Below are 13,092 nucleotides of genomic sequence, written 5' to 3'. Positions count from 1 at the left end.
CTCAATCGGTCTCAGTCGAGCCGCAGCTTCGCTTCGGCGAAGGCATACAGCGGCCGCCACAGCAGGCGGTTGAACAGGGTGACGAACAGGGACATCACGGCGATGCCCAGGATGATCTTCGGAAAATCGCCGGCGGCGGTGGTCTGCGCGATATAGGCACCGAGGCCGTGCGCCTCGATCTTGGTATTGCCCCACTGCACCGCTTCCGACACGATGCTCGCGTTCCACGCGCCGCCCGATGCGGTGATCGCACCGGTCACGTAGTACGGGAAGATGCCGGGCAGGATCGCCTGCCGCCACCACTGCCAGCCGCGAATGCGGAAGTTCGTCGCCGCTTCGCGATAGTCGTTCGGGTAGGACGTTGCGCCGGCGATCACGTTGAAGAGGATATACCACTGCGTGCCGAGCACGATCAGCGGCGACAGCCAGATATCGGCGTTCAGGTGGAAGCGCGCGATCACGATCACGAACGCCGGGAACAGCAGGTTGGCCGGGAACGCGGCGAGGAACTGCGCGAGCGGCTGCAGCTTCTCGGCGAGCCGCGGGCGCAACCCGATCCACACGCCGACCGGCACCCAGATCACGGACGCGATCGCGATCAGCACGACCACGCGCAGCAGCGTGATGAGCCCGAGCACGAGCACGTGGCCAACCTCGGCCATCGTCACGCCGGTCGACACGAAGCTGACGACGCGCCACACGATATAAGCCGTGCCGACCAGCACCAGCGCCGACCACGCGATATCGACCGTGCGCGACGCCTTCTTCTCGACTTTCGGCAGCGTGAAGCGCATCGCGCCCGACAGCGGCAGGCGCAGCGGAATCCGCGCGGCCTTCGCGAAGAACCAGCCGGCCGGCACGAGCAGTTGATGAATCAGGCGGGTGCGGCGCACGAGGTCGAGCAGCCAGGACTGCGGCGCATCGCCCGATGCGGTGTTTTCCATCCGGAACTTGTCGGCCCACGCGATGAGCGGGCGGAACAGGAACTGGTCGTACGCGAGGATCACGACGGTCATCGTGAGGATCACCCAGCCGATCGCACCGAAGTTCTTGTCCGCGATCGCCTGCGCGAGATACGCACCGATCCCCGGCAGCGTGATGGTCTGGTTGCCGACGGTGATGGCCTCCGATGCGACGACGAAGAACCAGCCGCCCGACATCGACATCATCATGTTCCAGATCAGGCCCGGCATCGAGAACGGCACCTCGAGCTTCCAGAAGCGCTGCCACGACGTCAGGTGGAAACCGCGCGACACTTCGTCGAGGTCGCGCGGCACCGTGCGCAGCGACTGGTAGAAGCTGAACGTCATGTTCCACGCCTGGCTCGTGAAGATCGCGAAGATCGCCGCGAGCTCGGCGCCGAGCACACGGCTCGGGAACAGCGCGAGAAAGAACGTGACGGTAAACGAGATGAAGCCGAGCACCGGCACCGACTGCAGGATGTCGAGGATCGGAATCAGCACCATGCCCGCGCGGCGGCTCTTGGCCGCGAACGTGCCGTAGATCAGCGTGAACGCCAGCGATGCGACCATCGCGGCGAGCATCCGCAGCGTGGTGCGCAACGCGTATTCGGGCAGGTTCGACGGGTCGAGCGAGATCTTCTGCGTCTGCAGCACGCCGATCGGCGCCATCGTTTCGTGGAAACCGACGACCGCCATCGCGATCAGGCAGATGATCAGCGGAAACGCGATGAAATCCCACCGGTTCGGCAGGACGCGCCACGCGGACGCATTGGCGATCCGGTTCGGATTGAAGAATCCGACGTTCATCAGGCGCCCTCCCCGGTAAGGCCGAACGAAGCCGGCAGTCGATGTTGATTCATGGCAAAGCGCACGGGTGCGGTAATTCGATTGACTGACGATCGCGCGCGAGCGCGATGCGCCGTGCGTGCATGCGCTGCCGCGCCCGGACGAGTCGGCCCGCGACGGCACGACACTACACCAACCTGTATTTCAGGTACAACCGTCCGGGAACGGCGCAGGCGGCGCACGGATCGTGCCTGGCGCGTAGGCGGATGGCGGGTGCGCGGGTCAGCCGCCCGGCCGCAGTCCTTCGGCCGGCATGCAGGCCCGAATTATGCCGTGATCCGGGCCGCCCGGGAACCCGCAAGCCGCACGCTCGCGCAAACCATGTCGGGCGTCACCAGCCGGATACGACTAACCGGGTATGATCAGGGCTGGCCCTTGGGGTCTGTTGCGGCCGGTTCGATGGCGACGCAAGCGCGTTCCCGATGTCAACAGGCCCTGGGGATCGATCGACGAGCGGGAGGAAAGGGAATGGCAGGAAACTTGGTGATCGTCTGCCGCGATCAGGATGCCGACGCGTTCTACGAACTGATGCAGGAGTACGGGTCGTTCCAGACGCGGCTGTCGTCGACTGCGTGGTACCTGAACATGAACGTCGTGCCTGAATCGCTGCAGGAGGAAATCCTGGAGCGCCTCGGCCGGTATACGACCGTCTACATCTTCGAGGCCACCAGCGTGACCTACAACACCATCGACAGCAACGCGGCCGAGACGCTCGGCACGCTGTTCGGCGAATGACGTCGCGCGGCGCCAGCCCGGCCGGGCTGGCGCCGCAGCCGCTTATGCAGCCTGTGCGTGGGGTTCGTCCTTCGGTACGACCTCGAACGGGAACGTCATCGCGACGCGCAGGCCGCCTTCGGGGCGGTTGCCGATGTCGCACGCCCCGCCCAGCCTGAGTACGAGCCGCTCGACGATCGCGAGCCCGAGCCCGCTGTGGCCGTTCCCGCCGCGCGCGGGGTCGAGCCGCACGAACGGCCGCGTGGCCGCCGCGAGATCGCGCGGTGCGATCCCGCCGCCGCTGTCGCTGACCGACAGCACGTAGCCGGTCGGGGCGCGCGCCGTCTCGATGAGCACGGGCGGCGCACCGTACGCATGCGCGTTGTCCAGCAGGTTCGACAGGATGCGGTCGAGCGTCGCCGCCGGCAGCCGGAAACCCGGATCGGCGTCGAGCCGGGTCTGGACTGCCGGCGCGTTCGGCGCGACCGCGCGATAGCTGCGTGCGATCCGCTCGCACGCCTGATCGACCGGCACCGGCTCGCTGCGATCGGAGCCGCCGTGTGCAAACACCAGGAATTGATCGACGATGTGCGACATCGAATCGACGTCACGCACGACGCCGTCGCGCAACCGGACGTCGTCCATCATTTCCGCCCGCAGCCGCATCCGCGCAAGCGGCGTGCGCAGGTCATGCGCCACGCCCGCCAGCATCACCGCCCGGTCGCTCTCGGCCTGCGACACCTGTTCCACCATCTGATTGAAGCCATGCGTGAGCTGGCGCAGCTCGCGCGGGCCGCGCTCGCGCAGCGGCGGCACCGGCTGGCCGCGGCCGAAGCGCGCAACCGCGCGTGCCAGCGAACGCAGCGGCTGCTGCAGCTGCCAGGCCGCGAACAGTGCGGCGATCACGCCGGCCGAGAAGATCGTGCCGAGCCACAGCAGCATCCGGTCGAGCGAGCGCGGCGGCCGCAGCGGCTGCACCGGCACCACGATCCAGTTGCGGTCGGTCGGCTCCTTCACCCACAGCACCGGCGGATGGCCGGGTGCGCCAACCTCGACGCGCGTGCCGGGCGGCATGCGCTCGCTCACGTCGTCGCGGAACCGCTTGAGCGCTGCCGGCAGGTTCGACGGGTCGCTGTTCGGCACGTCGGCGCTGTCCGGCGTCACGAGCCGCACGCGCGACGGCAACGGCTGGTCGGGCGTGCGCTCGACGTGCTGGCGCACCGCGTCGACCAGGAACGCGGCCTCTTCCACCGCGTAGCGCGTCTGCATCTGGCTGCGCTCGAGCCGCATCGCGAAAAACCACGCGAAGTGCGACAGGAGCAGGACACCGACGACGAGCAGCGCGAGCCGCCCGAACAGCGAATCAATGGGTTTGCGCATGGGCCTCGCCGTCGGGCACGAACACATAGCCGCGCCCGCGGACCGTCTGGATGAAGCGCGGCGTCGACGGATCCGTTTCGAGGATGCGGCGCAGGCGCCACACCTGGACGTCGATGCCGCGGTCGGTACCGTCGTACTCGGGCCCGTGCAGCAGCTCGAGCAACCGCTCGCGCGTGAGCGTGCGCAGCGCATGGTTCACGAAGATCTTCAGCAGCGCGAATTCACTGCTCGACAGCGTGGCCGGCTTGCCGTCGACCGACAGCGTGCGCGCCTGGAAGTCGAGCACGAAGCGGCCGAACGCAAACGGCTCGCGCTGTTCGGGCGCCGCCGCCGACGGCGTCGCGCGGCGGCGGCGCAGCACGGCCTGCACGCGCGCGAGCAGCTCGCGCGGGTTGAACGGCTTGCCGAGGTAGTCGTCCGCGCCGAGCTCGAGCCCGACGATGCGGTCGACGTCGTCCGCACGCGCGGTCAGCATGATCACGGGGATGTCGTCGCCGGCCGCGCGCAACTGGCGCAGCGCGGTCAGGCCGTCGACGCCCGGCATCATCAGGTCCAGCACGATCAGGTCGGGCCGCTCGCGCTCAAGGCGCTTCTCGAGCGTCGCCGCGTCGTGCAGCACGGACACTTCCATCCCCTGGCGCACGAGATAGTCGCGCAGCAGGTCTCGGAGTTCTTGGTCGTCGTCGACGATGAGGATCTGGGTAGTCATGGCTCGAAGTTTACCGCGCGAGGGCGGAGTCAAAGAACGAAACAAAGGGACGAAAGGGTTACTGCGGGTTACCGCGCAAGGGAACTGTAATGCGCGGTAACCCGGCCACCACCCCACGTAACACCGGCCGGGGCCTGCATCGCTAACCTGCGTCTTACCGGATGCGGTACTCGGCTTTCCCGGTACCGCATCGCCGGACCCTTTGGATACAAGGAGTTTCTGAAATGTATAAGAAGACTTCCCGCGTGGCCATCGCGGCCGCCACCGTGCTCGCTCTCGCATTCGGCACCGCGCACGCCGCGCAGCCCAACGACATGCCGCCGGCGGGCGGCCCCGGCGCCCACCAGATGCACGGCGGGCACGACGGCGGCCCGTTCGGCGTGATCATGAAACTGCACGACCAGCTGAAGCTCAACGCGTCGCAGGAACAGCAATGGCAGGCGGCCGTCAACACGATGAAGCAGAATCATGATGCGATGCGCAAGAGCCACGAGCAGATGCGCGAGCAGTTCAAGGCGCAGCAGAACCAGCCGATCCTCGACCTGAGCGCGATGCATTCGGCACGCCAGCAGGCCGAGGCGCAGAACGCGCAACTGCGCGAGCAGACGTCCGCCGCGTGGCTCACGTTCTACAACGGGCTGAACGACCAGCAGAAGACCACGGTCAGCACGGCGCTCAAGCAGCAGTTCGCGAAGATGGAACAGCGCCACGAGAAGATGAAGGAGCGCTGGGAACAGCATCGCGCGGCCAAGGCCGCGTCGGCGCCGGCGCAGTAAGCCGGCGGGCCGCTCCGCGGAGCGGCGCCGAAGGGGACGCGGGCACCGGCCCGCGTCCCCTTTTTGCGTTTCAGGCGACGTCGAACAGCAGCACCTCGGCCGCCCGGCCGCGCGCGAACGCCACCGCGTCCACGCCGCCGATCCGCGCGCCGTCGCCCGCGGCCAGCGCGCAGCCGTTCACCTCGAGGTCGCCGCGCACCACGTGCACGTACGCGCGGCGCCCGGCCGGCAGGTCGAACGACGCCGCCTCGTCGCCGTCGATCAGCCCCGCGAAGATGCGTGCGTCCGCACGCATCGGCAGCGCACCGCCGCCACCGTCCGGCGCCGCGACGAGCCGCAGCCGCCCGCGTTTCTCGTCGTCGGCGAAGCGCGTCTGCACGTAGCCGGGCCGGCCGCCCGCCCCGGCCGGCACGAGCCAGATCCGCAGCAGGCGCAACGGCTGGTCGCACGACGCGTTGGTTTCGCTCAGCATGACGCCGGTGCCGGCGCTCACGCGCTGCACGCCGCCCGCACGCACGATCGCCCCGTTGCCGAGGCTGTCGCGGTGCGCGAGTGCGCCGTCGAGCACGTAGGTGACGATTTCCGCGTCGCGGTACGGCCGCATCCCGTAGCCGCGGGTTGGCGCGATGCATTCCTCGTTCAGTTCGCGCAACGCGCCGAAGACCGGCGGCCCGCTCCGGCCGGACGCGCCAGGAAAGCTGTGAAGGAATTCGTGCCAACCATGGCTGCGCTGGTCGCGATCGGCGGCGCGGCGGATCTGGAACATGGGACGGACACTCCACGAGATGCGTTGTTCTGGCATGCCGTCACTGTATGAGTGTGCCAATCGCGCCACAATCCACCGCCTGCGCACCGCATCGTTGCACCCGCAGATGCAATCAATGCAATGCCCATTGCGAATACGATGATTATCGCAACAGCCGGATCAATGCGTCGAAGAATCGACCGGTCGGCCCGGATTGCCGGTTTCCGGGTATCGCGTTCGGGTAAAATACCGCCCTTTTGGCGTTCGCCGTTCCGGCGGCCGCCATCGCCAGAGCGCCGATCGGCGAATTTTGGCCGTCTAGAATACGCCGCGGCGCCCGGCCCGACCGGCCGCGAGCGCTCCCGGAAAGTCAGCAACAGAAGGATGGAAATGAAGAAGGCCGCCCTGTGCGCCGCCCTCGCCCTCGTGGCGGGCAGCGCCTTCGCGAAGGAGTGGAAGACCGTGCGGATCGGCGTCGACGCCAGCTACCCGCCGTTCGAGTCGACCGCGCCGAGCGGCGAGATCGTCGGTTTCGACGTCGATCTCACCAAGGAAATCTGCAAGCGCATCAACGTGAAATGCGTATGGGTGGCGCAGGATCTCGACGGGATCATCCCGGCGCTGAAGGCGAAGAAGTACGACGTCATCGTGTCGTCGCTGACCGTCACGGACAAGCGCCGCGAACAGATCGACTTCTCCGACAAGGTATATGACGCGCCGGCGCGGATGATCGCGAAGACCGGCTCGCCGCTGCTGCCGACCGTCGCGTCGCTGAAGGGCAAGCGCGTGGGCGTCGAGCAGGGCTCGACGCAGGAAACCTACGCGAAGGCGTACTGGGAGCCGCAGGGCGTGACGATCATCCCTTACCAGAACCAGGACCAGGTCTACACCGATCTCGGCTCGGGCCGCCTCGACGCAACGCTGCAGGACGAGCTGCAGGCCGACTACGGCTTCCTGCGCACGCCGCGCGGCAAAGGCTTCGCGTTCGCCGGGCCGGAAGTGAAGGATCCGAAGACGATCGGCGACGGCACCGCGATCGGCCTGCGCAAGGACGATACCGACCTGAAGCTCAAGATCAACCAGGCGCTGGCCGACATGCACAAGGACGGCACGTACGACCGGCTGTCGCACAAGTATTTCGCGTTCAGCGTCTATTCGGCTTCGGCCCGCTGAGCGCCGACAAGAAGAAGCAGAAGCAACGGATGCGGGGGCGGCCCCGTGTCCGGGCAGTACAGGCAGTCGACCACGCGCCGCCCGCCCCCTCGCCCGCCGCTCACGCGACGGGCTGGCCCGGCACCGATGCCGGGGCGGACGGTCATGATACGCACCGGGCGTTCCGCGCAGCTTGGCGGGCGCGTCTTTCGCGGCGCACCGCGTGCGCCCTAAGGGACCACACCAGGGACCACATATGTTTCTACAAGGTTACGGCCCGCTGATCCTCGCTGGCACCTGGCAAACCGTCAAACTGGCGGTGCTTTCGCTTGCGCTGTCGTTCCTGCTCGGGCTGCTCGGCGCGGGCGCGAAGCTGTCGCGCAACCGCTTCACGAACGGCGTCGGCACCGTCTACACGACGCTGATCCGCGGCGTGCCCGACCTCGTGCTGATGCTGCTGCTGTTCTACAGCCTGCAGATCTGGCTGAACATGGCGACCGACGCGCTCGGCTGGGACCAGATCGACATCGACCCGTTCCTCGCCGGCGTGCTCGTGCTCGGCTTCATCTACGGCGCGTACTTCACCGAGACGTTCCGCGGCGCATTTCTGTCGGTGCCGCGCGGCCAGCTCGAGGCCGGCAGTGCGTACGGGATGACGAACTGGCAGGTGTTCACGCGGATCATGTTCCCGCAGATGATGCGTTTCGCGCTGCCGGGCATCGGCAACAACTGGCAGGTGCTCGTGAAGTCGACCGCGCTCGTGTCGATCATCGGCCTGGCTGACGTCGTGAAAGCATCGCAGGACGCCGGCAAGGGCACGCTGCGGTTCTTCTTCTTCACGCTGATCGCGGGCGCCGTCTACCTCGCGATCACGACGATCTCGAACTTCGTGCTGATGTGGCTCGAAAAGCGCTACTCGACCGGCGTCCGCAAGGCTGACCTATGATCGAACTCATCCAAGAATACTGGCGCAACTACCTCTACACCGACGGCTACCGCATCACCGGTGTCGCGATCACGCTGTGGCTGCTGGTCGTGTCGATCGGCCTCGGCTTCTGCCTGTCGGTGCCGCTCGCGGTTGCGCGCGTGTCGAAGAAGAAGTGGCTGTCGGGCGCCGTGTGGCTCTACACGTACGTGTTCCGCGGCACGCCGCTCTATGTGCAGCTGCTGCTCTGCTACACGGGCCTCTACAGCCTGCAGGCCGTGCGCGGCACGCCGATGCTCGACGCGTTCTTCCGCGACGGGATGCACTGCACGCTGCTTGCGTTCACGCTGAACACCTGCGCGTACACCACCGAGATCTTCGCGGGCGCGATCAAGGCGACGTCGTACGGCGAGATCGAAGCCGCACGCGCGTACGGGATGTCGCCGTTCACGATGTACCGCCGCGTGATCCTGCCGTCGGCGCTGCGCCGCGCGCTGCCGCTGTACAGCAACGAGGTGATCCTGATGCTGCACGCGACGACGGTCGCGTTCACGGCGACCGTGCCGGACATCCTGAAGATCGCCCGCGACGTGAACTCGGCGACCTACATGTCGTTCCATGCGTTCGGCATCGCCGCGCTGCTCTATCTCGTGATCTCGTTCACGCTCGTGTGGCTGTTCCGCCAGGCCGAGCGCCGCTGGCTCGCGTATCTGCGCCCGCAAGGCAAGTAAGTTTTCGCAGGACTATATGAATTCCCAGACTCAGAAGCTTTTCGTCGACGATCTGCACAAGCGGTACGGCGACAACGAGGTGCTCAAGGGCGTGTCGCTGAAGGCGAACTCGGGCGACGTGATCAGCGTGATCGGCTCGTCCGGCTCCGGCAAGAGCACGATGCTCCGCTGCATCAACTTCCTCGAGCAGCCGAATGCGGGCCGCATCGTCGTCGACGGCGAGGAAGTGCGCACGACGCCCGACAAGACGGGCGCGCTGCGCGCGGCCGATACGAAGCAGTTGCAGCGCGTGCGTACCAAGCTGTCGATGGTGTTCCAGCACTTCAATCTCTGGTCGCACATGAACGTGATCGAGAACGTGATGGAAGCGCCCGTGAACGTGCTCGGCATCCCGAAGAAGGAAGCCGAGGATCGTGCGCGCGCGTATCTCGAGAAAGTCGGTCTCGCGCCGCGCGTCGAGAAGCAGTATCCGTCGCACCTGTCGGGCGGCCAGCAGCAGCGCGTGGCGATTGCACGGGCGCTCGCGATGCATCCGGACGTGATGCTGTTCGACGAGCCGACGTCGGCGCTCGACCCGGAGCTGGTGGGCGAAGTGCTGAAGGTGATGCAGAAGCTTGCCGAGGAAGGCCGCACGATGATCGTCGTCACGCACGAGATGGGTTTCGCGCGCAACGTGTCGAACCACGTGATGTTCCTGCACCAGGGCCGCGTCGAGGAAGAAGGCGTGCCGTCCGAGGTGTTCGCCAACCCGAAGAGCGAACGCCTGCGCGGGTTCCTGTCCGGCAGCCTCAAGTAACGCTCGCCGCACGAACGGGCGCCCGCGGTTCGCCGCGCGGCGCCCGTTTTGCGTTTACGCGGCGCTCACCGGCACGCTGTCGGCGAACGCGCGCAATTCGTCGCCGGCGAGCCGGTAACGCACCCATTCGCTCTGCGGCGCCGCGCCGACGCTCTCGTAGAAGCGGATCGCCGGCTCGTTCCAGTCGAGCACGCTCCACTCGAAACGCCCGCACCCCGACTCGACCGCGATCCGCGCGAGCGCCTTCAGCAACCGCAGCCCGGCGCCCGCGCCGCGAAAACGCGGCGACACGTACAGATCCTCGAGATACAGCCCCTGCCGGGCGAGCCACGTCGAATACGAGAAGAAATACACGGCAAAGCCGGCCGGCTCGCCGTCGACCTCGCACATCAGCGCACGCGCCGGCGACTCCTCGCCGAACAGGCTGCGCTCGAGCGACGCGGGCGTCGCGACCACTTCGTGTTCCGCCTTCTCGTAGATGGCCAGTTCGGTAATGAAACGCAGGATCTGCGGCACGTCGGCGACGGTGGCGGAACGGATGTCGATTTGCACGGTATGAGCCCTCCTCCGGCCCGGACTTGAAACGGAAAACGGCGCCGCGCAGCCGCGCTGGCGCCGATCAGATCGTCATGCTACGTTCACGCAGCGCCTGCAGGAAGTGCAGTTTTTTCATCCGGACCTGAACATGATGCATCCCGATCTGCGCCGTCTCGACCTGAACCTGCTGCTCGTGTTCGACGCGCTGTACCGCCACCGGTCCGTCGCAGCGGCCGCGCACGAGCTCGCATTGAGCCCGTCCGCGCTGAGCCACGCGCTCGCGCGGCTGCGCGACGCGATCGGCGATGCACTGTTCGTACGCCTCGGCAACGAGATGCAGCCGACCGTGCGCGCCGACGATATCGCCACCTGGGCCGGCGATGCGCTCGACACAATGTCGAAGGGCCTCGCCCGCGCGCGCCGCTTCGATCCCGCGCAAAGCGACCGGACGTTCGTTTTCGCGGCGACCGACTACACGGCATTCGCCGTGCTGCCGGCGTTTCTCGCGCGCATCCAGCATGTCGCGCCACGGTTGCGGATCCGCGTCGTGCATTCCGACCGGAAGATCTCCGTCGACGAACTCGCGGCCGGCCGCATCGATTTCGCACTCGGCTACCACGAGGAATCGGCGGCCGACGCGCCGGGCATCGAGGACTTCGACTGGTTCTCCGACGACTACGTCGTGATCGCGAGCGCCACGCATCCGGACATCCGCCGGCGGCTGACGCTCGACCAGTACCTGGCGGCACGCCATGTGGTCGTCACGCCGTGGAACGAGTCGCGCGGCGTCGTCGACCATGTGCTCGACAAGCTCGGCCTCGCGCGGCAGGTCGCCGTGCAGTTGCCGACCGTGCTGGCCGCGCCGTTCGTGATCGCAGAATCCGCGCTGTTGATGACCGTGCCGAACCGCGCCGCGCAGGCGCTGCGGCACGCGGCGCCGATCCGCCTCTTTCCGGCGCCGTTCGGGATCCCGCGCTACACCGTGAAGGTCTACTCGCACGCGAAACATGCGCGCACCGATGCGCATCGCTGGATTCGCGCGCAGTTGCTCGACGCAAGGCCGGCCCCTGCCTGACCGAAGCGCGCCGGCACACCGCGCTGCACGTTGCCGGGCCGGCGCGACAGGCACCGGCCGGCGACGTCCGTGGGTCACTCAATCATTACGAAATACTTACCAATTTCTCCTGTTTGACGCTTACGCCCGCGTCTCCACAACGTCAATAGTGGCAATCCTTTATCCCTGTTTGCGAAAGCCGTGCCCCCCTTGTGTGACAAGGGTTTTCCGTTAATTGCAAACCCTTGGCGCACCGGTTGCGCACCGTGTTGCATGGCAATTTGGCTACAGGTGTTAGTCAAACAACGATTTCCATCGCCACAAAATTGTATTTTTGCTAAATTAGTAACCAAAGTAGCAAAACGAAGTTCGTGAAATGTAGTTTAGCTTCACGACACTACAAGGAGACCCGCAGGCCGATCCGGCTGCGCGGGACCGCTCAACGGTCTTTCCGTCCGCTTGCCCGCGTGCTGCGCTTACCGGCTCTGCATGAGGTCTCCCTGGTTATCCCGCTTTTGCCCGGCGCTCGTCGCTCCGGGCATCTCGTGCAGTTCTGGGTTGACTTTTTGACAGGGTATGGAGGAGACGATGAAGAAAGCTTTGGTCGCGGCCGCGCTGATGGCTGCTGGGGTGGTGACGGCGCACGCGCAGAGCAGCGTCACGCTGTATGGCCGCCTGGATGCCGGCCTCGAGTACATGAACGGCCTGCAAAACGGCCACCAAGTGCGCGCGGAAAGCGGCGACTGGGGCACGAGCCTGTGGGGCTTGAAGGGCAGCGAGGACATCGGCGGCGGCAACAAGATCCTGTTCCACCTCGAAGGCGCGTTCAACACGATGACCGGCGGCTTCAGCGGCTCGATCTGGGATCGTTTCGCGACGGTCGGTATCTCGAACGACCGCTACGGTACGCTGCTGTTGGGTCGCGAGCTCGCGATCGCCAACGGCGTGTGGGACTTCGACCCGTTCGGCCAGTCGGCCTGGTCGACGGCATCGCTGGTGCGCGGCCGCAACTGGAACAAGACCAGCAACAACGTGTCGTACCAGTCGCCGCAGTTCTACGGCCTCGACTTCTACGGCCAGTTCTCGTTCTCGAACTCGACCAGCTTCAACGGCAACACGACGGCCGGCCAGCCGGGCCGTGCGGCCGGCGCACAGGTCACCTATACGAATTCGCTGTTCCAGTTGCGCGGCATCTACGACGAAACGCGCGACAGCAACGGCCGCTTCTCGGACGTGTTCAACTACTCGCGTGAATACTTCGCGGGCGTGAACGTGTTCCTTGGCCAGTTCAAGGTTCAGGCCGCATACCAGGCTTCGCGCGCGGACGGCAGCGGCGGCCCGGCAGTGAACGCCGGCGTGACGGGCACCCAGCAGGTCTGGGGCGGCGTGACGTGGCAGGCAACGCCGGCAGCGGCACTGATCGCAGCCGTGTATCACGTGAACGCGAACCACGGCGGCGGCAACGCGAACATCTACACGGTCGGCGGCTCGTACAACATCTCGAAGCGCACGCTGTTCGACCTGCAGGTCGCCACGGTGCGCAACAGCAAGAACGCCAACTTCGGCCTGAACGCGAACGGCGCCGGTACGGCCGTGTCGACGGGCAACCCGAATCCGGGCGGCAGCCAGACCGGCGTCTACGCCGGTATCCAGCACCTGTTCTGATCGGGCGCCGTCAAAGAACGATTCGACAACACTTTCCACGCTGCTGCGAGAGGCGCGTATCGGTGCGGTACCCAACCGGGTATCCGCACCGTTTTTTATT

13 protein-coding genes are annotated in these 13,092 nt (G+C 66.5%); 8 read left to right on the top strand and 5 right to left on the bottom strand.

Features of this window, described 5'->3' with window-relative positions:
• Nucleotides 1-11: 11 nt before the first annotated feature.
• Nucleotides 12-1,769 (bottom strand): ABC transporter permease, encoded by a 1,758-nt coding sequence (locus B7G54_RS23165; protein ID WP_085041191.1) that lies wholly within the window; start codon nucleotides 1,767-1,769, stop codon nucleotides 12-14.
• 507 nt (nucleotides 1,770-2,276) lie between these two features.
• Here B7G54_RS23165 and B7G54_RS23160 point away from each other — a divergent pair.
• The gene (locus B7G54_RS23160; protein ID WP_027786765.1) at nucleotides 2,277-2,543 is read left to right on the top strand and encodes a double-stranded DNA-specific endonuclease; all 267 of its coding nucleotides are present in this window, start codon (nucleotides 2,277-2,279) and stop codon (nucleotides 2,541-2,543) included.
• 42 nt (nucleotides 2,544-2,585) lie between these two features.
• On the opposite strand, the gene B7G54_RS23155 is transcribed toward B7G54_RS23160, so the two are convergent.
• Together B7G54_RS23155 and B7G54_RS23150 are read right to left on the bottom strand one after the other, a co-directional pair.
• The gene (locus B7G54_RS23155; RefSeq protein ID WP_085041190.1) at nucleotides 2,586-3,902 is read right to left on the bottom strand and encodes an ATP-binding protein; all 1,317 of its coding nucleotides are present in this window, start codon (nucleotides 3,900-3,902) and stop codon (nucleotides 2,586-2,588) included.
• Entirely contained in the window at nucleotides 3,886-4,611 is a 726-nt protein-coding gene (locus tag B7G54_RS23150) for a response regulator (RefSeq protein WP_009693256.1), read from the bottom strand. Before B7G54_RS23150 ends, B7G54_RS23155 begins: the two co-directional genes overlap by 17 nt.
• Before the next feature lie 224 nt (nucleotides 4,612-4,835).
• Here B7G54_RS23150 and B7G54_RS23145 point away from each other — a divergent pair, with 224 nt between their 5' ends.
• On the top strand, nucleotides 4,836-5,387 hold the full coding sequence (locus B7G54_RS23145; RefSeq protein ID WP_085041189.1) for a Spy/CpxP family protein refolding chaperone: 552 nt from the start codon (nucleotides 4,836-4,838) through the stop codon (nucleotides 5,385-5,387).
• Nucleotides 5,388-5,457: 70 nt separating this feature from the next.
• Here the strand turns inward: B7G54_RS23145 and B7G54_RS23140 are convergent, their stop codons facing one another.
• Nucleotides 5,458-6,153 (bottom strand): pirin family protein, encoded by a 696-nt coding sequence (locus B7G54_RS23140; RefSeq protein WP_085041188.1) that lies wholly within the window; start codon nucleotides 6,151-6,153, stop codon nucleotides 5,458-5,460.
• Between the two features lie 369 nt (nucleotides 6,154-6,522).
• Here B7G54_RS23140 and B7G54_RS23135 point away from each other — a divergent pair, with 369 nt between their 5' ends.
• The 4 genes from B7G54_RS23135 (at nucleotide 6,523) to B7G54_RS23120 (ending at nucleotide 9,736) form a co-directional block, all read left to right on the top strand.
• Complete coding sequence (locus tag B7G54_RS23135) at nucleotides 6,523-7,305, top strand: ABC transporter substrate-binding protein (protein ID WP_165765605.1); 783 nt, start codon at nucleotides 6,523-6,525, stop codon at nucleotides 7,303-7,305.
• A 235-nt stretch (nucleotides 7,306-7,540) separates the two neighbouring features.
• On the top strand, nucleotides 7,541-8,230 hold the full coding sequence (locus B7G54_RS23130; RefSeq protein WP_021158491.1) for an ABC transporter permease: 690 nt from the start codon (nucleotides 7,541-7,543) through the stop codon (nucleotides 8,228-8,230).
• Nucleotides 8,227-8,940, top strand: coding sequence for an ABC transporter permease (locus B7G54_RS23125; RefSeq protein WP_059576621.1), 714 nt, complete (start codon nucleotides 8,227-8,229; stop codon nucleotides 8,938-8,940). Before B7G54_RS23130 ends, B7G54_RS23125 begins: the two co-directional genes overlap by 4 nt.
• A 16-nt stretch (nucleotides 8,941-8,956) precedes the next feature.
• On the top strand, nucleotides 8,957-9,736 hold the full coding sequence (locus tag B7G54_RS23120; protein WP_085041186.1) for an ABC transporter ATP-binding protein: 780 nt from the start codon (nucleotides 8,957-8,959) through the stop codon (nucleotides 9,734-9,736).
• A gap of 54 nt (nucleotides 9,737-9,790) precedes the next feature.
• On the opposite strand, the gene B7G54_RS23115 is transcribed toward B7G54_RS23120, so the two are convergent.
• A complete protein-coding gene (locus B7G54_RS23115; RefSeq protein WP_085041185.1) occupies nucleotides 9,791-10,288 on the bottom strand; it encodes a GNAT family N-acetyltransferase in 498 nt (165 codons plus the stop codon).
• A 133-nt stretch (nucleotides 10,289-10,421) separates the two neighbouring features.
• Here B7G54_RS23115 and B7G54_RS23110 point away from each other — a divergent pair, with 133 nt between their 5' ends.
• Both B7G54_RS23110 and B7G54_RS23105 read left to right on the top strand, forming a co-directional pair.
• Complete coding sequence (locus B7G54_RS23110; RefSeq protein ID WP_085041217.1) at nucleotides 10,422-11,348, top strand: LysR family transcriptional regulator; 927 nt, start codon at nucleotides 10,422-10,424, stop codon at nucleotides 11,346-11,348.
• Between the two features lie 567 nt (nucleotides 11,349-11,915).
• The gene (locus B7G54_RS23105; protein WP_085041216.1) at nucleotides 11,916-12,992 is read left to right on the top strand and encodes a porin; all 1,077 of its coding nucleotides are present in this window, start codon (nucleotides 11,916-11,918) and stop codon (nucleotides 12,990-12,992) included.
• The last annotated feature ends 100 nt before the right edge of the window (nucleotides 12,993-13,092 follow it).

The sequence above is a fragment of the Burkholderia puraquae genome (genome assembly GCF_002099195.1).
Taxonomy (GTDB): Bacteria; Pseudomonadota; Gammaproteobacteria; order Burkholderiales; family Burkholderiaceae; genus Burkholderia; species Burkholderia puraquae.
Note: the sequence above shows the minus strand (reverse complement) of the source record. Positions and strands in the feature narration are given on the sequence as shown.